Origin of the sequence: Peribacillus sp. TH27 (assembly GCF_016650915.1) — a bacterium.
Classification (GTDB): Bacteria; Bacillota; Bacilli; order Bacillales; family DSM-1321; genus Peribacillus; species Peribacillus butanolivorans.
Genome location: NZ_JAEKEV010000002.1, coordinates 1,472,962 through 1,495,376, shown reverse-complemented (window position 1 = coordinate 1,495,376; position 22,415 = coordinate 1,472,962). Strand labels below are relative to the sequence as shown.

23 protein-coding genes are annotated in these 22,415 nt (G+C 38.2%); 17 read left to right on the top strand and 6 right to left on the bottom strand.

Annotated features, from left to right (window positions below; genetic code table 11):
- The first annotated feature begins 24 nt into the window (after nucleotides 1-24).
- The 4 genes from JFU24_RS08595 (at nucleotide 25) to JFU24_RS08580 (ending at nucleotide 4,269) form a co-directional block, all read left to right on the top strand.
- Nucleotides 25-1,881 (top strand): SLC13 family permease, encoded by a 1,857-nt coding sequence (locus JFU24_RS08595; protein ID WP_242485305.1) that lies wholly within the window; start codon nucleotides 25-27, stop codon nucleotides 1,879-1,881.
- Nucleotides 1,882-2,082: 201 nt separating this feature from the next.
- The gene (locus tag JFU24_RS08590; RefSeq protein WP_201249848.1) at nucleotides 2,083-3,288 is read left to right on the top strand and encodes an EAL domain-containing protein; all 1,206 of its coding nucleotides are present in this window, start codon (nucleotides 2,083-2,085) and stop codon (nucleotides 3,286-3,288) included.
- A 73-nt stretch (nucleotides 3,289-3,361) separates the two neighbouring features.
- Nucleotides 3,362-3,589, top strand: coding sequence for a hypothetical protein (locus tag JFU24_RS08585; protein WP_098175462.1), 228 nt, complete (start codon nucleotides 3,362-3,364; stop codon nucleotides 3,587-3,589).
- A gap of 194 nt (nucleotides 3,590-3,783) precedes the next feature.
- Nucleotides 3,784-4,269: a DUF3993 domain-containing protein gene (locus JFU24_RS08580; protein ID WP_201249847.1), complete on the top strand. Its 486-nt coding sequence runs from the start codon at nucleotides 3,784-3,786 to the stop codon at nucleotides 4,267-4,269.
- Between the two features lie 117 nt (nucleotides 4,270-4,386).
- On the opposite strand, the gene JFU24_RS08575 is transcribed toward JFU24_RS08580, so the two are convergent.
- On the bottom strand, nucleotides 4,387-4,620 hold the full coding sequence (locus tag JFU24_RS08575) for a glutaredoxin family protein (RefSeq protein ID WP_116821754.1): 234 nt from the start codon (nucleotides 4,618-4,620) through the stop codon (nucleotides 4,387-4,389).
- Between the two features lie 89 nt (nucleotides 4,621-4,709).
- Nucleotides 4,710-5,669 carry an MBL fold metallo-hydrolase gene (locus JFU24_RS08570; protein WP_201221527.1) on the bottom strand — a complete coding sequence of 320 codons (960 nt, stop codon included), beginning with the start codon at nucleotides 5,667-5,669 and terminating at the stop codon, nucleotides 4,710-4,712.
- Between the two features lie 183 nt (nucleotides 5,670-5,852).
- Here JFU24_RS08570 and JFU24_RS08565 point away from each other — a divergent pair, with 183 nt between their 5' ends.
- The 8 genes from JFU24_RS08565 (at nucleotide 5,853) to JFU24_RS08530 (ending at nucleotide 12,509) form a co-directional block, all read left to right on the top strand.
- Nucleotides 5,853-6,092 carry a YkuJ family protein gene (locus JFU24_RS08565; protein WP_034314086.1) on the top strand — a complete coding sequence of 80 codons (240 nt, stop codon included), beginning with the start codon at nucleotides 5,853-5,855 and terminating at the stop codon, nucleotides 6,090-6,092.
- A 127-nt stretch (nucleotides 6,093-6,219) separates the two neighbouring features.
- Nucleotides 6,220-6,366, top strand: coding sequence for a hypothetical protein (locus JFU24_RS08560; RefSeq protein WP_169787513.1), 147 nt, complete (start codon nucleotides 6,220-6,222; stop codon nucleotides 6,364-6,366).
- A gap of 121 nt (nucleotides 6,367-6,487) precedes the next feature.
- Entirely contained in the window at nucleotides 6,488-6,928 is a 441-nt protein-coding gene (gene cbpB, locus JFU24_RS08555; RefSeq protein ID WP_053345153.1) for a cyclic-di-AMP-binding protein CbpB, read from the top strand.
- A 120-nt stretch (nucleotides 6,929-7,048) separates the two neighbouring features.
- A complete protein-coding gene (locus tag JFU24_RS08550; protein WP_201249846.1) occupies nucleotides 7,049-8,557 on the top strand; it encodes an MDR family MFS transporter in 1,509 nt (502 codons plus the stop codon).
- A gap of 283 nt (nucleotides 8,558-8,840) precedes the next feature.
- Nucleotides 8,841-9,725 (top strand): LysR family transcriptional regulator, encoded by an 885-nt coding sequence (locus JFU24_RS08545; protein WP_053345155.1) that lies wholly within the window; start codon nucleotides 8,841-8,843, stop codon nucleotides 9,723-9,725.
- Between the two features lie 124 nt (nucleotides 9,726-9,849).
- Entirely contained in the window at nucleotides 9,850-10,560 is a 711-nt protein-coding gene (gene dapD, locus JFU24_RS08540) for a 2,3,4,5-tetrahydropyridine-2,6-dicarboxylate N-acetyltransferase (RefSeq protein WP_201249845.1), read from the top strand.
- Between the two features lie 70 nt (nucleotides 10,561-10,630).
- Nucleotides 10,631-11,761 (top strand): N-acetyldiaminopimelate deacetylase, encoded by a 1,131-nt coding sequence (locus JFU24_RS08535; protein ID WP_201249844.1) that lies wholly within the window; start codon nucleotides 10,631-10,633, stop codon nucleotides 11,759-11,761.
- An 88-nt stretch (nucleotides 11,762-11,849) separates the two neighbouring features.
- The gene (locus JFU24_RS08530; protein WP_157444071.1) at nucleotides 11,850-12,509 is read left to right on the top strand and encodes a potassium channel family protein; all 660 of its coding nucleotides are present in this window, start codon (nucleotides 11,850-11,852) and stop codon (nucleotides 12,507-12,509) included.
- 136 nt (nucleotides 12,510-12,645) lie between these two features.
- Here the strand turns inward: JFU24_RS08530 and rnjA are convergent, their stop codons facing one another.
- A complete protein-coding gene (gene rnjA / locus JFU24_RS08525) occupies nucleotides 12,646-14,316 on the bottom strand; it encodes a ribonuclease J1 (RefSeq protein ID WP_053345159.1) in 1,671 nt (556 codons plus the stop codon).
- A 3-nt stretch (nucleotides 14,317-14,319) separates the two neighbouring features.
- Complete coding sequence (locus JFU24_RS08520; RefSeq protein WP_053345160.1) at nucleotides 14,320-14,529, bottom strand: DNA-dependent RNA polymerase subunit epsilon; 210 nt, start codon at nucleotides 14,527-14,529, stop codon at nucleotides 14,320-14,322.
- Between the two features lie 981 nt (nucleotides 14,530-15,510).
- On the opposite strand from JFU24_RS08520, the gene JFU24_RS08515 reads away from it, so the two are divergent.
- Nucleotides 15,511-16,278 carry a Cof-type HAD-IIB family hydrolase gene (locus JFU24_RS08515; RefSeq protein ID WP_236694876.1) on the top strand — a complete coding sequence of 256 codons (768 nt, stop codon included), beginning with the start codon at nucleotides 15,511-15,513 and terminating at the stop codon, nucleotides 16,276-16,278.
- Nucleotides 16,279-16,327: 49 nt separating this feature from the next.
- On the opposite strand, the gene def is transcribed toward JFU24_RS08515, so the two are convergent.
- Entirely contained in the window at nucleotides 16,328-16,882 is a 555-nt protein-coding gene (def, locus tag JFU24_RS08510; RefSeq protein WP_201181618.1) for a peptide deformylase, read from the bottom strand.
- Between the two features lie 260 nt (nucleotides 16,883-17,142).
- Nucleotides 17,143-17,307 (bottom strand): YjcZ family sporulation protein, encoded by a 165-nt coding sequence (locus JFU24_RS08505; RefSeq protein WP_201249843.1) that lies wholly within the window; start codon nucleotides 17,305-17,307, stop codon nucleotides 17,143-17,145.
- A gap of 215 nt (nucleotides 17,308-17,522) precedes the next feature.
- Between JFU24_RS08505 and JFU24_RS08500 the strand changes: the two genes are divergently transcribed.
- The 4 genes from JFU24_RS08500 to JFU24_RS08485 all read left to right on the top strand — a co-directional run bounded on the left by JFU24_RS08500 (nucleotide 17,523) and on the right by JFU24_RS08485 (nucleotide 22,412).
- Nucleotides 17,523-18,188 (top strand): YkyA family protein, encoded by a 666-nt coding sequence (locus tag JFU24_RS08500; RefSeq protein ID WP_201249842.1) that lies wholly within the window; start codon nucleotides 17,523-17,525, stop codon nucleotides 18,186-18,188.
- A gap of 647 nt (nucleotides 18,189-18,835) precedes the next feature.
- A complete protein-coding gene (gene pdhA, locus JFU24_RS08495; RefSeq protein WP_201181610.1) occupies nucleotides 18,836-19,951 on the top strand; it encodes a pyruvate dehydrogenase (acetyl-transferring) E1 component subunit alpha in 1,116 nt (371 codons plus the stop codon).
- 3 nt (nucleotides 19,952-19,954) lie between these two features.
- On the top strand, nucleotides 19,955-20,932 hold the full coding sequence (locus JFU24_RS08490) for an alpha-ketoacid dehydrogenase subunit beta (protein WP_053345166.1): 978 nt from the start codon (nucleotides 19,955-19,957) through the stop codon (nucleotides 20,930-20,932).
- 121 nt (nucleotides 20,933-21,053) lie between these two features.
- Entirely contained in the window at nucleotides 21,054-22,412 is a 1,359-nt protein-coding gene (locus JFU24_RS08485) for a dihydrolipoamide acetyltransferase family protein (protein WP_056530562.1), read from the top strand.
- The last annotated feature ends 3 nt before the right edge of the window (nucleotides 22,413-22,415 follow it).

The following is a 22,415-nucleotide window of genomic DNA, read 5'->3' as shown; positions in this document are numbered from 1 at the left end:
GAACATCTATACGGAGGTAACATGATGATCGAACCAATGTTTATTACACTGATTATACTTCTATGCGCAATTGCGCTTTTTATACAAGGAAAATTCCGCGCGGATTTAATTGCACTTGGTGCACTAGCAATATTGGGATTACTGGGAATACTTACATTGGATGAACTTATAGCTGGGTTTGCGAATCAAGTCGTAATAATGCTTGCGGGATTATTTATCGTAGGGGCTGGTCTGTTAAATACAGGAATTGTAGAGAAAGCGGGAAATAAGCTGTTAGGCTTTTGTGGTGGAAGTGAATGGAAATCGCTGTTAATTGTCATGGTGACGGCAGGAATTTTAAGTGCGTTTTTAAGTGGCGCAGGTATTGTTTCCATTTTGCTCCCGCTCGTAATGAGTATGGCTTTACAACAAAAAACTAGCCCGACAAGGTATTTATTGCCACTTGCCTATGCATGTAGTATTGGTGGGCTGCTAACACTGACTGGAACACCCTCCAATATGATTGTAGCTGATGTATTAAAGCAAAACGGTATAGAAATTTTATCTTTCTTTGATTTTACACCTATAGGCTTAATCGCTTTTGCATCGGGTCTATTCTTTATGTTAACGCTTGGCCGTCTGTTACTTCCGGAAAAAACAATTGCAGCCAACAATAGTGTAAAAGGGTTGTCTGCAGGGGAACTTGCTGGTATGTACAAAGTGTATGACCGTTTGCACTATCTGCACATACCTGCTACTTCCGATATTGTTGGAGAAAGGTTGTCCGACCTACAGCTTCCTATTCAGTATGAATTAACTTTGATCGAAATTCAGCGGAAACCAAAAGATAAGCAATTACCGCTGTTGCAAAAACAACTAACGATATCGGCCAGAGCGGATGAAGTACTTCATCCTGATGATATTATTCTGGTGTTTGGAGAGGAAGAATCTGTTGAGAGATTGGCGCTTAACTATGAACTAGAGTTTAAACACTTTAACACTGAACAAATAAAAAAACATTTTCTGAGCAGTAGATTTGGATTGACTGAAATTTTGATTGTTCCGAATTCGGATTATGAGAATCAGACACTAATTGACGTTCATTTTCGTGAAAAATATCAATGTAATGTATTGGCAATTAATCGGAATGGTGAATATATTCAAGCGGATGTTGGTACTGAACGGCTAAAACCTGGCGATGCAATTCTGATACATGGAGAATGGGAAAACATCGAGAGGATCTCCTCGGATTTACAGGATGTTATTGTAATAGGCAGCACCTCAGATGATGGATTAACAGTCGAATCTAAGGCTAAAGCATGGATTGCTTTATGCATTACTGCACTAATGGTCATACTTTTGTCGATAGAGTCTATTCCTGCTGTTCTATCGGTATTGACGGCTGCTTTGTTGATGGTAGTCACCGGCTGTGTCCGTTCCATGGAGGATGCCTATCAAAAGATAAATTGGGAGCCTGTACTATTAATTGCAGCTATGTTTGGAATAACAGCTGCATTGGACAATACTGGTGGCGTGAGAATGATAAGTGATTGGCTGGCAGTGCTATTCAGTAATATCGGTGCACATGGTGTATTAGCTGTTTTTTATCTCCTGACTTTAATTTTAAGCCAGTTTATCCCGTATGGAGCAGCGACAGTGATCATGGCACCTATTGCTTTAACTTCCGCGGTGAATCAAGGAATTGATCCTGTTCCTGTGTTTCTATGTCTTGCTGTTGCAGGCAGTCTGTCGTTATCCACTCCAAGGGTTGCTACGACAAATGCCCTTGTCATGACAGCAGGCGATTATAAGTATAAGGACTTTATCCTGATTGGGATTTCCATACAAGTCTTTATCGGTGTTATTATGGTCATCACGATTCCATGGTTTTTTCCGTTTTAATGCATAAGGCATTGTTCTGTAAATGGACAATGCCTTTTTTCATTGGAAATCTTTTTTTATTTGAAAACAACTAGGAGGCTGAAAATATTACTAAAATAAAAAGGAGTTATTGGGTAGGAATTAAAATTATTTATTATCAACAATAGAAACTAATGGTATAATTTTTGCATATTGGTGTTTCGTAATTAGGAGGAATACATCATGGATGCAGAAAAAATATTAAAGAATTTAGACAGGGTGACACCATTCTTTCAACCGATTTTCAGCGCAGATCAGCATCAAGTTATCGGTTATGAAATTTTAGGACGCTATGAGGAACAGTCAGAATATAAAAGTCTTGGCACGTTTTTTCACGATTCTTCTGTGCCGGAAGAGTATAGAGTGGAAGTGGATAATTACGTTCTAGAAATAGCCCTTGAAAGAATAAAAGACTATGGGGAAGACTTTCTTATCTTTATTAACAGAGATCCAAATATGCTTATGCTAGATCATGGAGAAGAGTTCATGGAGATTTTGCATCGTCATTTTCAACCGGAAGAAATGCATCGGATTGTTCTGGAATTATCAGACACCATCAGTGCGGAAAACTTTGATCCTTTACAGCATGTTCTCGCTTACTTTAAAACATATGGCATCAAAATAGCTTTCGATCATTTAGGGAAAGATACCCAGCTTGATCAAATTGCACAGATTTCTCCGAATATTTTAAAAGTTAACTTAAACCAACTCCGTATTTCAGGTGGAGATGCGTATCAGGTCATCCTTTTTTCTCTAAGCATGCTTGCTCGTAAAATCGGCGCCAATTTATTGTTTGAGAACATTGAGTCTGAGTACCAGCTCCGCTTTGCTTGGAAGAACGGAGGCCGTTATTATCAAGGTTATTTTTTGGCTAAACCGGACGGCGAGTTCATTAATAAAGATTTACTTCGTGAAAAATTCCATCAAGAATGCCAGTCCTTTATTTCATTAGAAACAAAAAAGCTGGAAGCTGTTTATCAAAAGACTTTGCAATTCAACGAAAATATGCAAACCTTTTTAAAACAGCAAAAGCGGGTTGGCTCACATGAAGAATTTCTCGGGATTTTGGCAAAAAAATTAGATTCAGTAGGATTCCGTCTTTATATTTGTGATGAAGAGGGATATCAAAAATCCCCTAATATTCTTAATAAGGATGGGCAATGGATAGTACAGCCTAATTATATGAATAAAAATTGGAGCTGGCGACCTTATTTCCTAGAAAATATCGTCAAGATGCGCAATGAAAAAAAAGGAATTCTATCTGATTTATACAGTGATATTGAAACAGGAGAAACCATTCGAACCTTTTCTTATCCATTGAATAATAAGGAATACATATTCTTTGATCTATCATATAGCTATCTATACGAAAATGAAGCATTGTTATAAAAATAACTATTGTATATAATTGCTCAAAATGTGTAACGATAAGCAAAAATAATGCGCTTGGAGGAGACATATTTTGAGCACGTATATCTGGATTCTACTCATAGTCGTAATAATCATGGCGTTATATCTGCTCTTTTATACATATTCTGTAGCAAAGACACAGAAAGTAAAAGAGAGATATGATTCAAGTATCGATGAATCTGTTAAAGAACATCCTTATTTAAGGAACCCGGTTTTTGTTTCTCTCTTCATTGGAACAATTTTAATTGCCGGTTTTATTTTTTACTATGCATTTCAATAAAAGAGTGAGAAGGGGATTTCAGTACAATGAAATCTTCTTTTTTAATACAAAAAAGTAAGACATGTTTAATTAGGTTTCAGAATGCACTTTGATCTAGTATTTTTTGTAGTTTGGCTTTGTTCTGTTCGGGTATTGAAAAGCATAGACAATAAACATATCCATTCGAAGACAATCTATAACTAGGAGATGATAGTATGAGGAAATACTTAGTTGCGTGCATGGCGGGTACTTTTCTTTTTTTAGGGGGTGGGTTCACAGTTTCTGCGGAGGGCTTACATAGAGAAGAAGTGCTCTCTTTTGTACAGGAGGCACTGGTGAATCAAGGATCAATCAGTGAGGAAGTACGCACGAAAAAAGCGATTAAAGAGAAATTGGATACCCATTTCTCCGAGGATTTCATCGAGAAGTTTGTCGAAGCGAATGTGGTGAAAGTTAATGGAGGGTTTACTGCATATGGATCTGATTTTGCTCCCTATTATATTCCATTTTTTAGTTACGATGAGAATACAAAAGTCGTATATGGTAAGGGCGGTGAATTCATTTATGTTCAGGAAGAATTCCCAGTATCAGAGGATGGACCTGTTTCAACGGGTAAACATGTTGAATCTGTTACTTTGAAAAAAGTGAGTAATGAATGGAAGGTAGCGGACGTGAGGTATGAAAGTGAAAATCTAAAATAAAGAGCACACCAAACAAAAGCTTCTTTTGTAGTCGCCTAAACTATTTGAAGAAGATGGGGGAATATAAAGTAGGTAAAAGTCTAAAGGAGGTTCAGGCCTTCTTTAGACTTTTTGTTGTTAAATATTCAGTTCTTTTTTGATTTCGTCAAGTTCAAAGCCGATAATAGCTTTTCCATCAATTACGACAGTTGGCGTGGAATAAGCGCCATATTTATTTGTTAGTTCTTTACGTGCATTCCCATCTGCTTTAATATCTTTTTCTTTATATTCGATATTGTTATCATCAAAGAACATTTTCATGATCTTGCAGGGAGGGCAATCCGGTTGGGTATAAAGGGTAACGTCTTTCATTTCATTCCTCCAGGTATGCTTAAAGTGAGTACTTTCTAATTATAGAGAATACCCTTCCATTTGAATAGAGATATACATTATATGTCTGCCTATTTATTCTTTTCGCGTTTTTCCAAGTAGTCAATCAAACCCATAGAACAGACCTTAAGGTCCAGGCGAATTATTTCAAAAACGGAATGATCCTTTGTGATGCCCTTTTCTCCTAAATGAGTAGCGACTGTATTGAATATATTTTTGCTGGTTGCGGCGACCTGCTCCTTAAAGCTTGTGTATTCTTTGAAGGCTGTTTCTGCTGTCTCAACAAAAATAGGCAACCAGTAATGAAGTTGCTTATAAACTTCGTTTGGATTTTCCGATACGCCGTAATGGCCAAAATATATCCGTTCAACTCCAATACTCGCATACAGGTCTGCTGCAGCAAGCATCGCTTCAGGATTAAATTGATTTGGTGATGTGGAAGGTAGATAAAATTCAATGCCATCTTCATTTAGCTCACGATAGTAAATACCTACTGTATCACCGGAAAACATACCTTTTGAAACAGAATCGAATATGCTGAAGTGGTGATTGGCATGCCCTGGAGTGTCATAAAAGGTCAATGTAGACGAGTCGCTCGTTTGAAGAGATTCCCTATCTTGTTTAATAATCATTTTATCGTGCGGTATAGGCAAAATCGGGTCAAAAAGTTTGTTGAATTCTTCACCATAGACTGCTTTAGCTCCAGCAATTAATCTTGTCGGGTCTTCTAGATGTCGTGCTCCTTTTGGATGAACAATTACTTTGGCATTCGGGCAATGCTGTAAAAAAAGTCCAGCTCCCCCTGCATGGTCCAAGTGAATATGGGTAAGAATGATATATGTAATATCCTCGGGGGTGATTCCCAGGTCATCAAGTCCCTTTAATAAATGGGGGATAGATGGGCTGGCGGACGTTTCAACTAAAGTTATGTCCTTATCGGCAATTACATATGTACCTGTCCGATTCTTTCTATTCAAATCAAAACCATCGATTAAATAAATCCGATAACCAAGTTCACTAAAGTTTTGCAATAGAATCTACCTCCAGGAAATTTTTTATGTACAAAATCCAATCCTTATTTTATTCTGTTAATAGTGTCATGTAAAGAATGAAGTTTTAAATTATTCTGAATTTATTTCAGCGTGGCTACTGGATAGAAAAGTATGGTATAGTGAAACCTATCGAAAAGGTTTTATTCAGAAAGGAGAGTGAGTATGTCTCAATTACAGGGCATTCTTACCAGATTAAAAAGTCTTCAAGAGCAAGCAAAGGAATCTGAATCTGCTCAGCGTTTTTTTGAAATAGATGGCGTGAAAAAATGCCAGGTTACATATTTCAGCAAAACAGAAATGTTCGAGCTTGAAGTATACAGTGATAAAGGGAAATCATCCAAATATCAGTTCGATAATATTGATATGATTACCATTGAAATCTTTGATCTTCTTCAATCTTAAAAAGATTACGAAAAAAGCCGCATTCCTTTTGGGAATACGGCTTTTTATTATTGAAAAATCAACTCACTTTTTACTTCGTGTATGAAGAAGGGATTTTTACGACACCTTAATAATTGGAGGGATGTAAATGAAAAACCCTATGGTAATATGCCCTGCTTGCGGTGAGGAAAGGGAAATGGCAGATGTATTGACGGCACAGTCCAACCAAAATGTAATATATCAATGCCCGGAATGCGGGTTTAAACAGGTTAACATTAAAACTAGTAAAGGCTAAGTATTTCTTTAGAGAATCCTCAGTTTGGGATTTTATAGGTATTGGAATGAGTCTTTTCTGCTTACATATGTTAAACTAGAAAAAGAGCTGTATATAAAAACATATGGTAAGGGGTTTTAACATGATCGGTACTCATGATGGGGATTTATTGGAATCCAGCGTGAAAGACTTAATGATTTCTTCTGAACGCGTGGCCCACGTGCAGGTAACCAATAATTTAGAACATGCACTATTGGTATTAACAAAGAGCGGTTATACGGCCATTCCTGTGTTAGATCCGATGTATAAACTGCATGGCTTAATTAGCACACCAGTCATTCTTGACTCGATTTTGGGACTGGAACGAATTGAATTTGATAATCTAGAGAATAAAAAAGTTTCCGAAATTATGAATATAGACATACCTCGCCTGCATATTGAAGATACCTTGACTAAAGGTGTAGAATTGTTAATTGACCATCCGTTTGTCTGTGTAGAGAATGATGAACACCTTTTTGAAGGAATCCTAACGAGAAGAGCTATCTTGAAAAAAGTATTTAAACAAAATACATTACCTGAATAAATATGTCAATGCTAAACAGTACAGTTTACCTAAAACTCGCCAATTGGCGAGTTTTCTTGTTTTTTACATATTCTATATAGAGGGCGGTAAACCCTAGAGCTATTACATATTTAGGAAAGGATGCGGAAATTGGTACAATCAGTAAATACTTCGGAAGTACAGAATAAAAAATTGAAACGTCCATTCATCCTAGCTGCCATCATGATGGCTATGTTTATGAATGCAATTGAAGGAACTATCGTTTCGACGGCAATGCCGGCTATTGTCAGTGATTTGGGTGGTTTTTCTCTATATAGCTGGGTGTTTTCTGGATATTTGCTAATGAACGCCGTGACAGTCTTAATTTATGGAAAGCTATCCGATATTCTTGGAAGGAAACCTGTTTTATTATTTGGAATTATTGTCTTCTTAATTGGTTCCATTCTCTGCGGTTTCTCCAATTCGATGACGGAGCTCATTATTTATCGCTTTGTACAGGGTTTTGGGGCGGGGGCAGTAGCACCTGTTGCTTCAACAATTGTGGGGGATATTTATAAAAATGAAGAGAGGGCCCGTGTTCAAGGGTATTTATCAAGTGTATGGGGCATTTCAGCGGTAATCGGACCGGCACTGGGGGGCTTGATTGTTGAATCACTTACATGGAAGCTTGTATTCTGGGTCAACATTCCTCTTGGCTTACTTTCTTTTGTAGGGATTTGGTTCTTCCTTCATGAAAATATCGAAAAGAAAAAACGTGATATTGATTACTTGGGTGCAACGCTATTGACGTTATCGATATCCACCCTTATGGTGGTTCTCGTACAAGGAGGCGTAAAGTGGTCTTGGGCTTCCACACCGGTTGTCTCCCTTGTAATAGTGGCTGTTATAGCCTTTGTCTTGTTTATTGTACAAGAAAAGAGGGCATCCGAACCAATGATGCCATTTGAAATCTGGCAGGAGCGCTCCATCTTAATCGCAAATCTTGTTTCCTTGACAACAGGGGTGATGATGATTGGATTAACGAGTTTTCTTCCGACATTTGTTCAGGGAGTGATGGAACGTTCTCCAACAGTAGCAGGTTTTACACTAACCGCCATGTCAATTGGCTGGCCGATTGCATCTATGGTTTCAGGTAGACTGTTGTTGAAAATAGGTTTTAAAACAACTTCGCTTCTTGGAGGGTGTTCGCTAATTCTCGGAAGTTCGATTTTAGTATTGATGAAGCCTGAGGCAGGGCCGCTTATCGCTGCGATGGGATCCTTCTTTGTTGGTGTGGGGATGGGCTTGACCTCGACTTCCTTCATTGTTGTTATTCAGAAAACGGTCAGTTGGGAACGTAGAGGGATTGCGACTGCTTCGAATATGTTCATGCGTAATTTAGGAAATACGGTTGGAGCTGCTTTGCTAGGGGGAATTATGAATACAAGGCTTCAAGCATATTTAAACGAGCATGCACCAGTCAATTCGGGAGTGACAATTGACACCGCAAATAAGCTATTGAACAGTAAAGAAAGGGCTTTGCTTCCTGAAAATGTTGTGAAGGTTTTACAGGAAGGACTTACATTGTCGCTACACACGATTTATCTCATTGTCCTAGTCTTTTCTGTAATTAGCTTCATATTACTGACGAGACTACGCAAGAAACAGTAGACCTGTGGCAGTCTAACTAAAGAGGCTGCCATGTGTTAAGAAATGAAATTCATAATCAAAGCAACTGTCAAATCAAAAGAAGTGAAGGCATACCAGTTAATCCGCCGCTTCCGGCCAATGTGCCTATAAAGGATGCTGTAAAACTGATAATCAGCAATAAAATGATCGTCATGGGTACCACTCCGTTTCTTTTCTCTTGTATTATAAGCGGACTTTGTTGATAATTAAATTTAAATAAATTTAATCAACAAGATAAGAATTAATTATCAAGAGGCTGGTGTGTATGTCATTTTCAGAATTTCATTTATTATCCGTACTTGCTCAGGAAATGAATATGAGAAAAGCAGCTGAACGGTTATTTGTTTCCCAACCTGCTTTATCTCAGCGTTTACAAACGATTGAAAAGGAATGGGGCTCAAAGCTGTTTCTCCGTTCGCAAAAAGGTCTTTCGTTGACACCTGCTGGAGAAGCAGTTATTCGTTTGGCCAATGAAGTTTTAGAAAAAGAAGAAAAGGTTAGAGAAAGTATCCAGGCGATGGATCATGAAGTATATGGTACTTTGAAAATTGCCTGTGCCTCAATAGTAGGACAGAATTGGCTGCCTCAAGTTTTGAAAAAGTTTGTCCAAAAATATCCGTATGCCAAAATCTCTTTAATCACGGGCTGGAGCAGTGAGATTTTAAAGTCCTTGTATGAAGGCCAAGTACATATTGGTATCATTAGGGGAGCACCAGATTGGAAAGGGGTAAAACAGCATTTATTTACGGATATGCTTTATTTGGTCGACACTGAAATGAAGGAACTGAACCAAGTATTCGAAACAGACCGGCCATTCATTCAGTTTAAAAGCGATTCAAACTATTATCAGGAAATTCAGGACTGGTGGCACCGGCAATTTAAAACGACCCCAAAAAACACCATCGTGGTCGATCAAATCGAAACATGCAAACAAATGGTGTTTAATGGGATAGGATATGCTATTCTCCCAGCAATCACTTTACATGATAAAGATACAAATATATTCAAAATCCCCCTTTTAGATGGGCATAATCATTCAATTGAACGAGATACATGGCTTTGTGGCTATGATTCTGCTTTTCAGCTTAAGCAGGTCCAAGCATTCACAGAAGTAGTGAAAGAGCATATTAGGGACCAAGGAATGTTATAGTTCATTTGCCGAAAATGTCAATGGGGTAGAATAATATATATCAATGACATTCAACTTGTCTTGCCGTCAGTTGTCTGGTAAATTAAAGACGAGTAATGATACATATTTAGGAGGTTTTTCGAGAATGAATAAAATGGATGCAAACGAAATTATTTCTTTTATCTCAAATAGTAAAAAATCAACACCTGTAAAGGTATATATCAAAGGTGAATTAGAAGGCATAGATTTTGGTCAAACTTCTAAAACTTTCATTACAGGTAATACCGGAGTTGTATTCGGTGAGTGGTCTGAAGTTGAAGTGGCTATTGAGACAGCTGGAACAAAAATTGAGGATTATGTAGTTGAAAACGACCGTCGTAATTCCGCTATTCCTTTATTGGACTTAAAAGGCATCAAAGCTCGTATCGAGCCTGGGGCAATTATCCGTGACCAAGTGTCAATCGGAGATAACGCAGTGATCATGATGGGCGCATCGATCAATATTGGATCTGTTATTGGTGAAGGCACAATGATTGACATGAACGCAATACTTGGTGGACGCGCAACAGTGGGTAAAAACTGTCACGTAGGTGCAGGCGCTGTTTTAGCAGGTGTTATTGAGCCTCCTTCCGCGCAACCTGTTATATTAGAAGACGATGTATTAATCGGAGCTAATGCAGTTGTTCTTGAAGGTGTAAAAATCGGTCAAGGTTCAGTTGTAGCGGCAGGCGCAATTGTAACGAAAGACGTTCCTCCATACTCGGTGGCTGCTGGTATTCCAGCAAAAGTGATTAAACAAATTGACGAAAAAACTAAATCTAAAACTGAAATCATGCAAGAACTTCGTCAACTTTAATTTCTAAAGTAAATAGGTGTCAAGAGCGTGGATAACTATATCCACGCTTTCTGTATAGGGAGGGAATAAGATGGAAACAAGTCCGTTTGCCGCCATCCGGCGTGATTTGCATAAAATACCGGAGATAGGTTTTCAAGAATTTAAAACGCAGCAATATCTACTGAATTACATAACGAAATTGGCGTTAGAGCGAATGGAAATAGAGACTTGGCGAACAGGGATATTTGTGAAAATAAAGGGACGGAACCCCCGAAAAATAATTGGCTATCGTGCGGATATAGACGGTCTACCGATTAAAGAGGAAACTGGATTACCTTTTACTTCTAATCATGAGGATTATATGCATGCTTGTGGCCATGATTTTCATATGAGCATAGGTCTAGGAGTTTTGACATATTTTGTGGAAAACCCGATTGATGATGACTTACTATTTATTTTTCAGCCGGCGGAAGAGGGGCCTGGTGGAGCTGAACCAATGCTGAAATCCGAAACGATGAAAAAATGGAAACCGGATATGATTCTTGCTTTGCATATAGCTCCAGAGTATCCGGTTGGAACGATTGCCGTTAAAGAAGGTCTTTTATTTGCCAACACATCTGAATTATTTATTGACCTGAAAGGGAAAGGTGGGCATGCAGCTTACCCTCATCATACAAATGACATGGTCATCGCTGCCTGCTCACTTGTCGGGCAACTGCAAACTATCGTTTCCCGCAATGTGAATCCGCTTGATTCAGCTGTCATAACTGTTGGAAAGATTACCGGAGGCACCGTCCAAAATATCATTGCAGAGACAGCGCGCTTAGAAGGGACAATACGCACGCTTAATCCTGAATCAATGGTAAAGGTTAAGTCACGGATTAAAGCACTTGTAGATGGTATTCAAGCGGGTTTTGAATGCGTGGCAGAGATTGACTATGGCGCGATGTACCATCAGGTATATAATGAGGAGCAGTTGACACAGGAATTTATGGAATATACGGAGCAGTCATCAGAGGTCGATTTATATCGCTGTACCGAAGCGATGACTGGTGAAGATTTTGGATACATGCTAAAGGAAATTCCAGGTTTCATGTTCTGGCTAGGGGTTTCATCCGAATACGGTTTACACCACGCTAAGTTAACTCCGGATGAAAAAGCAATTGAACTTGCCATCAATCATTTAACAAATTATTTAACGTTTAAAGGCAATAAAGCTTAATTGCTTTTCCGTACTAGGATAGGAAGTGTGCTTTAAGGAGCGAGACGCTGTATATCCTAATAGAATGAAAGATGTTGGAGGGCTTACTGTGAAAAAGGAATTTGCAGTGATTGGACTTGGTCGTTTTGGCGGCAGTATAGTCAGGACGCTAGCTGAAGAAGGTTTAGGAGTTCTGGCTATCGATGCAAATGAAGATCGTGTCAATGAATTTGCTAGAATTGCTTCACATAGCGTAGTAGGGGATACGACTGATGAAAGTGTCCTCAGAAATATTGGAATTCGTAATTTTGATCACGTCATTGTAGCGATCGGTGAAAATATTCAGGCGAGCATCTTGACGACGCTTATGCTTAAAGAGTTGGGTGTCAGCAATGTTACGGTAAAGGCGCAGAATGATTATCATGAGAAGGTACTACGTAAAATCGGTGCTGACTTTGTTGTGCACCCGGAGCGAGATATGGGGAGAAGGATTGCCCATAATATCGGGTCTAATAATATTCTCGACTATTTGGAGCTTTCTGATGAACACTCCATTGTTGAAATTGTAGCAAGCCAAAAGATGAATGGGAATTCAATATTTGATCTTGATATCCGTGCTCACTACGGGCTAAATATTGTCGCTATTAAAAGAGGAAATGAAATCAATGTCTCTCCACAAGCAAACGATTTAATTCATAAAGGCGATATATTGATAGTTATTGGAGCAGATTCCGACATCAATCGTTTTGAGAAAAAGATTGTAGAATGAAATTGAGACCTCTTCCATATCGAACAGGCTCACTTCTTTAGGAAGCTTTTAACCTATAGTGTACGTAGAATGTAAGGATATAGTATTAAACTAAAAAAAGCCCCAGCCAGGGTAATGGCTGGAGGCTTTTTTTAGTTTATTGAACCTCCATGATGATCGGTAGGATCATCGGACGGCGTTTTGTTTTTTCATATAAGAATGGAGACAATGTATCTGTAATTTCATTTTTAATTTCGGACCATTGAGTAGTTTTGCGATCCATTACTTTATTCAGGTGCTTAGTGATTAAGGATTGAGCATCGCTAATAAGGTCTCCAGATTCTCTCATATAGACAAATCCACGTGAGATGATGTCCGGACCGGATGCAATTTTGAATTCCTTCATATTAATGCTGACAACGACAACGACAAGACCTTCTTCAGAAAGAATCCGACGGTCGCGTAAAACGATGTTTCCGATATCGCCGATGCCGCTTCCATCAATATAAACAGAACCTGAAGGGATTTTCCCAGCGATTTGTGCTGTGTTTTCACTTAACGAAAGCACTTCACCATTATCCATGATAAAGCAATTTTCTTCAGGAACCCCGCAATCAACTGCATGTCGGGCATGAAGTTTCTGCATCCGATATTCACCATGAATTGGCATGAAGAATTTTGGCTTAATTAAACGAAGCATAAGTTTTTGTTCTTGTTGGCCGCCATGCCCGGATGTATGAATATCATTCAATGGACCTGAAATGACGTCTGCGCCTGCACGATATAATTGATTAATTGTTCTAGAAACACTGATTGTGTTACCTGGAATAGGTGAAGAAGAAAACACAACTGTATCACCAGGTATAATTTGGATTTGACGGTGAGTACCGTTCGCAATCCGCGAAAGGGCTGCCATTGGTTCACCTTGGCTACCTGTACAAAGGATGGTTACTTTGTTAGCAGGCATCCGATTTAATTGCTGCACATCAATAAATGTATCTTTAGGAGCTACAATATAACCAAGGTCTTGACCAATAGCAATAGCTGAATCCATGCTACGGCCGAAAACAGCAATTTTACGGCCATTTGCTACAGCTGCTTCTACTACTTGTTGAAGACGATGGATGTTTGATGCAAATGTTGCAAATATAATCCGTCCGTCCACTTTACGGAAAATGTCTTGAATGGTATCGCCAACGCGGCTTTCAGACATCGTGAAGTTCTGTACTTCACTATTCGTACTGTCTGAAAGTAAGCACAATACTCCTTCTTTACCGATTTCCGCCATCTTAGTTAAGTTTGCAGGTTCGCCTACAGGTGTAAAGTCGAATTTAAAATCACCAGTATGAACAATTTGTCCAGGCGGTGTTTTTACAACGATTCCATAAGAATCCGGGATGCTGTGAGTTGTGCGGAAGAAAGAGACGGAAGTTTTCCGAAATTTAATCACTTCATCTTCACTGATTTCGATCATGGTTGTCTGTCGTAAAAGACCGTGTTCTTCCAATTTATTACGAAGTAATCCAAGTGCTAGCTTACCGCCATATACAGGGACATTCACTTTTCTTAATAAATAAGGAATCCCGCCAATGTGGTCTTCATGGCCATGAGTGATGAAGACACCTTTAATTTTATCTACATTTTTCTCTAAATAACTGTAGTCAGGAATCACATAGTCAATTCCGAGAAGTTCGTCTTCCGGAAATTTAATTCCAGCATCAATAACGATGATTTCGTCTTGAAATTGAACAGCATATGTGTTCTTACCGATTTCGCCTAAACCGCCCAAGGCGAATACAGCTGTTTGATCATTTTTTACAAATTTCATAAATTATAGCTCCAATACTTTATAATCTTCATTTTGTTTTTCATATTCTAAATATGCTCCAGTTACTGCTGTTACGAATTCTACGTTATAAGGTTCTTTTTTTAATTTTAAACGAACGTCACGAACGGATTCACCTTCGACAAACATTGTTTTAGTATTCTCCCTGATGGGAACCTCTGCTATGGTTACTTGATAGTATACCTTAAATACCATTTTAATCTCTCCTCACTTGTTTGCATTGCTTTTTTCATTATATATAAAAACAACAATTTTTTCATGTTTTTCAACATCATGTAAAAATAAACCCAGCTCCGCCATAAAAACGGAAGGGGTTTTAGTTAACTGATTATACCAATGTCTTAAAAGTATATAAAAAATAGTCAGCCGAATCAGGTATTCAATTCATCGCGGCCTTCTCTATTCTTTTATCCTATCCGTTTTTACTATGTGTAAAACTTAAATCGATAAAGAAAAGTTTTTGGTCAACTTTTTTAGGGTGGAAATCAGTTTGACTGCGTTTATTCTATTGTGTTACGAAGTCTTTTTTCGCAACCGATTTCTTGCTTTAAGTGTCTAACCCTTAGTACAGCGTTCCATTAAGAGACAACGCTTCATATTCCGAATGCAATATGTACTTACTTGAAATTTTCAAAGCCAAGATAGAAGAAGGCTTAACAAGAACTTTACAACAAGGAAGAAGCCCTCCGCAAGTTTTTGAAGGGCTGTACGAAAAAAACTCGCATTTGGATGACGGCCAAGGCACAATAGGTACGGCAGTTCATGCGATTGATTTTTTTCTTAAAAGATCATTCCACTGTTTTACAAGCTTTTTACGAAGCTTTTTTAACATGGCGATCACACTCCCTTAATTATTATTGTATAGGATTATTCAATAAAGTAAATATGTCTTTACAAGTACTTGGCCCATTTTTGTAAAAAAAGGCGTAATACTCAGTAGATAACTAGGCTTTTAGAGGTAATATAGAAAAGGTGCAGATTTGGGAGGAGAGAGTAGGAAGAATAAGTTGAGCTTTAATGAATTTTATTTACAGTAGTATATGCTCATTTGTAAATAAAAAACGTAGCAATAAATGTTAATTGACAGGTGTGGGTTACTTGACTTATCTTTATGACAATTATTAAATGGGTACATATTAAAAAAGGAAAACTGAATGAATTGGAAGTGAAGAGTTAGTGAAAATCGTATTCTTTGATATTGATGGAACATTGCTAGATCATGAAAAAAAGTTACCTGCCTCAACGAAAAAAGCTATTAAGCAATTACAAGACAATGGGGTTTTTGTTGCGATTGCTACAGGTAGGGCTCCGTTCATGTTTGAATCTTTAAGGGAAGAGCTTGGCATCGATACATTCGTAAGTTTTAATGGACAATATGTTGTTTTTGAAGGTGAAGTCATTTACAAAAATCCTTTAAGTTTGTCTGAAATAAAAAGGCTTCACGAACATTCTGAAAAAAATAATATACCAATTGTATTTATGAATGAAGAGACAATGAAATCTAGTGTACCGCATCATAGCAGAATTGAGGAGGCATTAAGCAGTCTGAAGTTTCCACATCCAGAACTTCATGCCGATTTTTACGAAGATCATGACATATACCAAGCGTTATTATTTTGCTCTGAGGATGAAGAAGGGAAATTTGTTGGTCAGTATGATAAATTTCATTTTATTAGATGGCATACGTATTCGACGGATGTACTTCCATTCGGTGGGTCAAAGGCAGAAGGTATAAAGATATTAATGGAAAAAGTCGGATTTGGCCTTGAGGATGTTTATGCATTCGGGGATGGGTTAAATGATATAGAGATGTTAAAAGTAGCGGGATATGGCGTGGCAATGGGGAATGCCAGTCAGCTTTTGAAGCAGGAGGCCGACTTTGTAACGAAGGATGTCGATAATGATGGTATACTTTACGGATTAAAAGAACTTGATCTGATCTAGAACTAAAAACTCCCGTCAACTGATGGGAGTTTTTTATCACTTAGTTAGCTCATCTTTCTACCGCAACGGAATTTTCTGGAATGGTAAAGGGATCTTTTGGATTAATATGATCATAAAACAAGATTCCGTTCAGATGGTCGATTTCATGTTGAAAGCAAATGGCTGGGGTCCCTTTTAAGCGGAGCTGAACCAGTGTTCCATCCAGAGTCGTACCTGATACCATTATTCGAGCATAACGTGATACATAACCAGAGATTGGACGATTAACTGAAAGACAACCTTCACCTGTCGTTAAGTAGGCTTTCTCCACTGAATGGCTAATGAGTTTAGGATTGAAAAGAGCGTAGCTATACAGTTCACCATTTTTATCTTTTAAATGAACGGCAATCATCCGTTTTGAAACATTTACCTGTGGTGCGGCCAAGCCTATCCCAGCTCTTAAACCATATTGAGCTGAAATTTCAGGATTCTGGCTATTTTGGACATATTCCATCAAGCTGGTTAAAAGTTGCTTATCTTCATCAGAAGCCGGCAGTGGTACTTCCAACGCGACTTTTCTTAATATTGGATCGTCTTCGTTAACAAAATCATCCATAGTAAGCATAATCTTTCACCCCATTAAAAATTTATAATATATGTATAGGGTTATTTTAACAAAAAAAATACGAAAAGTTAATGGACTGTATACTTAGGCTTTTGGATTGATAAAAGAGAACATGATAGGGATAGGATCAATACTCAAATCCCTATCCCTATCATGATTGTATAAACCGATTGTGATCTTTTTTTAAAAATCATTCATTTTTTTGTGAAATCAGGGTAAATAGATAACATATTCGGGTAAAGGTAGTAGTAATTATCTGTTTAGCAGAAGCAGGCGCCGACAATGATAAGCAGGATGAAAAGGACGATGATTAGAGCAAAGCCGGATCCAAAGCCGCCTCCACATCCCCCTCCACCTCCCCCATAACCATAGCTGGGTGCGGCGGAAACCGGATAACAACAATCCTGGGTGTAACCTCCATACATAATTTTATACCTCCGTTTTTATATTGTTAAAGTATTGACCACTCTAAGTTGAAACGGTCTCTACAGCCTATGCAATACGGTTTAAAGGGTGTAGGCTAAAGCCTAGTAATGGAAAATTCCTGCTTAGAATATGATTAGTACAAGAGTCTGCAATCATCTAAAACAGATGAGTAGAAAAATATCCTACTTCAAAGAACTATCAGGAGGAGCTGTCGATGTTGAAACGTTTTCGTCTATATTTTGTTTTACTTCTTTCCTTAACAATTATGACCGGTTGTTTTAGTAGTTCACCGGAAGAAAAAATCCATAAAATTCTTGAAAAAACTACGGAGAAGGAAAGTGATTTTACCGAGCATCAAGAGCCACTTAATAAATTGGAGAATAAAGAAAAAGAGCAATATGATAAAATTATTAAACTTGGAATGAATGAATATGAACAAATCGTTGAACTTTCAGATGAAGCAACTAAGAATATTGATGAACGCGAGGCTATTATTGAAAAAGAACATAACAGTATGCAGGCCTCAAAAAAACAATTTAATAAGATAGAAGAACAAATTGGGAAAATAGAAGATAAGAAGGTAAAAAAAGAAGCCACTGAAATGAATAAGATAATGAGTGAACGATATAGCACGTACGATAACCTATATGAAGCTTATCAGCAAAGCTTAGAGTATGATCGTGAATTGTATGAACTATTTAAAAAAGAAGATTTGAAAATGGATGAGTTACAAGGCCAAATCAAGAAAATCAATACCTCATATACAAAAGTGTTGAAAACGAATAGCCAATTTAATGAATTAACTGAAAAATCTAATCAGAAAAAAGAAAGTTTTTACAACAGTTCAGGAATAGAAATGGCAGATTCAACCAAAAAATAATTATTTAATGGGCTGTGGGTAATACCCATAGCCTATTTTTTATGCATTCATTAGTTTATTAACTAAAAAATTCTAGAATAATTTTTTTATTCAATATATAAAAGAACTCCTAAATATAAAAAATGAAGAAACTGTACTAAAAAATTCTAAAATAGAAAATCTAACAGCAGAATGAAATGAAAGCGTTTAAAAATTTTCTCGAAATATTATTTTAAAGTCTCAAATGCCTTTAGTTAAAGCAATTTGGGAATCGATTGGATAGTCAATAGAAGTGTAATATTATACTTCAGTACCTATAAATTAAAAAAAGGAAGAAAATTTATAGTACAGTTACAAAATCAAAACTAACACAGTGATGAAGATTTGGCGTTGGAAATTCTATTGAATCTTAAAAATAAGGAAATACAAGTGATTGACTTGACGTGAATGCATCTTGTAAACTAAATTTATAAAAGTTCTTGTATCATTTTTCTTGATTTTTTTTATGGTACAGAATAAGATTGAGACATATTAACCATATCCACGTTTGAGGGATTAGGCTTAAGGGAAAAATAAAAGAATGCATTGTTGAAGAAACTATAAAGCAAAATATTTTTGCTTATAGAATAATAATAGCAAACCTTTTTAATGAAAGGATGAGGTGCCAAATGGCTCAAAAAACTAAACAAGCTAAATTTAATGTTCAGAATCAGCTTAAGAAAGTGGAAGAACAATTTGAAACTTTTCAAATTATAAATGAAGAAGGAGAAGTCGTTAACGAAGCGGCAATGCCTGATTTAACTGATGAACAACTACAAGAATTAATGCGCCGCATGGTTTATACGCGTATCTTGGATCAACGTTCAATTTCATTGAACCGTCAAGGGAGATTAGGGTTCTATGCACCGACTGCCGGTCAAGAAGCCTCGCAAATCGCTTCCCAGTATGCATTGGAGAAAGAAGATTTCATTCTTCCAGGTTATCGTGATGTGCCGCAAATTGTTTGGCATGGTCTGCCGCTTTGGCAAGCATTCTTATTCTCAAGGGGACATTTTAAAGGGAATCAAATCCCGGAAGATGTTAATGTAATTTCACCGCAAATTATTATCGGTGCTCAGTATATTCAGGCTGCAGGTGTAGCTTTAGGTATGAAAAAACGCGGTAAAAAAGCAGTAGCAATCACATATACGGGTGACGGTGGTACATCACAAGGGGACTTCTACGAAGGAATCAACTTTGCAGGTGCATTTAAAGCACCAGCTATTTTCATCGTACAAAATAACCGTTTTGCAATCTCAACACCTGTTGAATTGCAATCAGCATCGAAAACATTAGCCCAAAAGGGTGTGGCTGCAGGTATTCCTGGCATCCAAGTTGATGGTATGGATGCGTTGGCCGTTTATACAGCAGTTAAAGAAGCTCGTGAACGTGCAATTAATGGTGAGGGCCCTACATTGATTGAAACATTAACTTACCGTTATGGACCACATACGATGGCTGGAGATGACCCGACACGCTACCGTACTTCTGATATGGATAATGAGTGGGAATTGAAAGATCCATTGGTTCGTTTCCGCAAGTTCTTGGAAAACAAAAAACTCTGGAATGAAGAATTAGAGAACGAAACAATAGAAAAAGCAAAAGACGATATTAAAGAAGCAATCAAAATGGCAGATGCAGAACCTAAGCAAAAGGTGACAGACCTTATTGAAAACATGTATGAAGAAATGCCTTATAACTTAAAAGAACAATATGAAATTTATAAAGAGAAGGAGTCGAAGTAAGCCATGGCTCAATTGACGATGATTCAAGCAATTACAGAAGCATTACGTACAGAACTTAAAAATGACGAGAATGTACTCGTTTTTGGAGAAGATGTTGGTCTTAATGGTGGAGTTTTCCGTGCAACGGAAAATCTTCAAAAAGAATTCGGCGAAGATCGTGTATTCGATACTCCTCTTGCTGAATCTGGAATCGGTGGATTAGCGGTCGGTCTTTCTTTACAAGGTTTCCGTCCTGTTCCTGAAATTCAATTCTTCGGTTTTATATATGAAGTAATGGATTCCGTAAGCGGTCAGCTTGCTCGTATGCGCTACCGTTCAGGCGGACGTTACAGTGCGCCGGTTACAATTCGCTCACCTTTCGGAGGTGGAGTGCATACTCCGGAAATGCATGCTGATAGCTTAGAAGGTTTAATGGCTCAGCAACCAGGGTTAAAGGTAGTTATCCCTTCCACTCCTTACGATGCTAAAGGCTTATTGATTTCAGCGATTCGTGATAATGACCCTGTCATTTTCCTTGAGCACATGAAATTGTACCGCTCTTTCCGTCAGGAAGTTCCTGAGGAAGAATATACAATTCCATTAGGAAAAGCAGATGTAAAAAGAGAAGGAACGGATTTGTCCATTATTACGTATGGTGCGATGGTACAGGAATCAATCAAGGCAGCTGAAGAATTGGCTAAGGAAGGTCATTCGGTTGAAGTTGTTGACTTAAGAACTGTATCTCCATTGGATATTGATACAATCATTGCATCAGTGGAAAAAACTGGACGCGCTATCGTTGTTCAAGAAGCACAAAAGCAAGCTGGCATAGCAGCGAATGTTGTCGCGGAAATTAACGAACGTGCTATTTTAAGCTTGGATGCACCAGTACTACGAGTGGCTGCTGCTGATACAGTATTCCCGTTTTCTCAAGCTGAAACAGTATGGCTCCCTAATTATAAAGACATTATTGAAACGGCGACTAAAGTCTTGAAGTTTTAACTATCTTGAGTAATCGGAATGGTAGTAACTGCTTGAGGAAGTAATTCGCATTAGAAGAATTACAAGATAAAGGACTTTATTCAAAGCACTAAGTATGATTTAATATAGGAGGTTGAACTCAGTGGCATTCCAATTTAGACTCCCTGATATCGGAGAAGGTATACACGAAGGTGAAATAGTGAAATGGTTTGTTAAACCAGGAGATAAGATCCAAGAAGATGACGTGCTTTGCGAGGTTCAAAACGATAAAGCCGTTGTTGAAATTCCATCACCAGTGGAAGGTACCGTGGAAGAAATCCTTGTTCAAGAAGGAACGGTTGCCGTTGTCGGTGATGTACTTGTAACATTCGATGCTCCAGGTTATGAAGATCTTCAGTTTAAAGGGGATCATGGAGAAGAAGCGAAGGCAGAAGGTGAGAAGAATACGGAGGCCCAGGTTCAAGCTACGGCTGAAGCTGGACAGGAAGTCAAGAAAGAGGCTGCTCCGGTTCAAGAAAATAGTGCAGAAACGGGCGCGGGATCACAACCACAGGTTGAGGCGGATCCTTCACGACGTATTATCGCCATGCCTTCTGTTAGGAAATATGCACGCGAACAAGGGGTAAATATTCGTGAGATTTCTGGTTCTGGGGATAATGGCCGCATCATGAAAGAAGATATCGATGCTTTCAAAAACGGCAAAACGGCTCCACAGCAACCAGCAGCTCAAAGTGAAGCTTCACAACAAAACGATACGGAAACAACCGAAAAACAAAAAGTTTCAATTCCAGAAGGGCAATATCCTGAAACTCGCGAGAAAATGAGCGGTATGAGAAAAGCGATCGCCAAAGCAATGGTTAAATCCAAACAGACAGCTCCACATGTAACATTAATGGATGAAGTCGATGTGACGCTACTAGTTGCTCATCGTAAGAAATTCAAGGAAATTGCTGCAGAAAAAGGAATTAAGCTTACATTCCTACCTTATGTTGTTAAAGCGTTAACAAGTGCATTGCGTGAATTCCCTATGCTTAACACATCGTTTGATGATGAGGCAAGTGAAATTATCCATAAACACTATTACAATATCGGAATTGCGGCAGACACAGACAAAGGACTGCTCGTTCCAGTTGTAAAAGATGCAGATCGTAAATCAACTTTTGCTATTTCACAAGAAATTAATGAATTAGCTACGAAAGCTCGTGACGGAAAATTGGCTCCTAACGAAATGAAAGGTGCTTCATGTTCCATCACGAATATCGGTTCCGCAGGCGGTCAGTGGTTCACACCTGTAATCAATCATCCAGAAGTTGCCATTCTAGGGATTGGACGCATTGCCGAAAAAGCAATTGTACGCGACGGGGAAATTATCGCCGCTCCAGTTCTGGCATTATCACTGAGTTTTGATCACCGCATGATTGACGGGGCTACTGCTCAGCATGCATTGAATCACATCAAAAAGTTATTGAACGACCCAGAATTATTGCTAATGGAGGCGTAAACA

Coding starts and splice junctions, on each gene's coding strand:
- JFU24_RS08595 (WP_242485305.1), top strand. CDS start 25: ATGATCGAACCAATGTTTATTACACTGATTATACTTCTATGCGCAATT.
- JFU24_RS08590 (WP_201249848.1), top strand. CDS start 2,083: ATGGATGCAGAAAAAATATTAAAGAATTTAGACAGGGTGACACCATTC.
- JFU24_RS08580 (WP_201249847.1), top strand. CDS start 3,784: ATGAGGAAATACTTAGTTGCGTGCATGGCGGGTACTTTTCTTTTTTTA.
- JFU24_RS08575 (WP_116821754.1), bottom strand. CDS start 4,620: ATGAAAGACGTTACCCTTTATACCCAACCGGATTGCCCTCCCTGCAAG.
- JFU24_RS08565 (WP_034314086.1), top strand. CDS start 5,853: ATGTCTCAATTACAGGGCATTCTTACCAGATTAAAAAGTCTTCAAGAG.
- JFU24_RS08560 (WP_169787513.1), top strand. CDS start 6,220: ATGAAAAACCCTATGGTAATATGCCCTGCTTGCGGTGAGGAAAGGGAA.
- cbpB (WP_053345153.1), top strand. CDS start 6,488: ATGATCGGTACTCATGATGGGGATTTATTGGAATCCAGCGTGAAAGAC.
- JFU24_RS08550 (WP_201249846.1), top strand. CDS start 7,049: ATGCGGAAATTGGTACAATCAGTAAATACTTCGGAAGTACAGAATAAA.
- JFU24_RS08545 (WP_053345155.1), top strand. CDS start 8,841: ATGTCATTTTCAGAATTTCATTTATTATCCGTACTTGCTCAGGAAATG.
- dapD (WP_201249845.1), top strand. CDS start 9,850: ATGAATAAAATGGATGCAAACGAAATTATTTCTTTTATCTCAAATAGT.
- JFU24_RS08535 (WP_201249844.1), top strand. CDS start 10,631: ATGGAAACAAGTCCGTTTGCCGCCATCCGGCGTGATTTGCATAAAATA.
- rnjA (WP_053345159.1), bottom strand. CDS start 14,316: ATGAAATTTGTAAAAAATGATCAAACAGCTGTATTCGCCTTGGGCGGT.
- JFU24_RS08520 (WP_053345160.1), bottom strand. CDS start 14,529: ATGGTATTTAAGGTATACTATCAAGTAACCATAGCAGAGGTTCCCATC.
- def (WP_201181618.1), bottom strand. CDS start 16,882: ATGCTTACTATGGATGATTTTGTTAACGAAGACGATCCAATATTAAGA.
- JFU24_RS08505 (WP_201249843.1), bottom strand. CDS start 17,307: ATGTATGGAGGTTACACCCAGGATTGTTGTTATCCGGTTTCCGCCGCA.
- JFU24_RS08500 (WP_201249842.1), top strand. CDS start 17,523: ATGTTGAAACGTTTTCGTCTATATTTTGTTTTACTTCTTTCCTTAACA.
- pdhA (WP_201181610.1), top strand. CDS start 18,836: ATGGCTCAAAAAACTAAACAAGCTAAATTTAATGTTCAGAATCAGCTT.
- JFU24_RS08490 (WP_053345166.1), top strand. CDS start 19,955: ATGGCTCAATTGACGATGATTCAAGCAATTACAGAAGCATTACGTACA.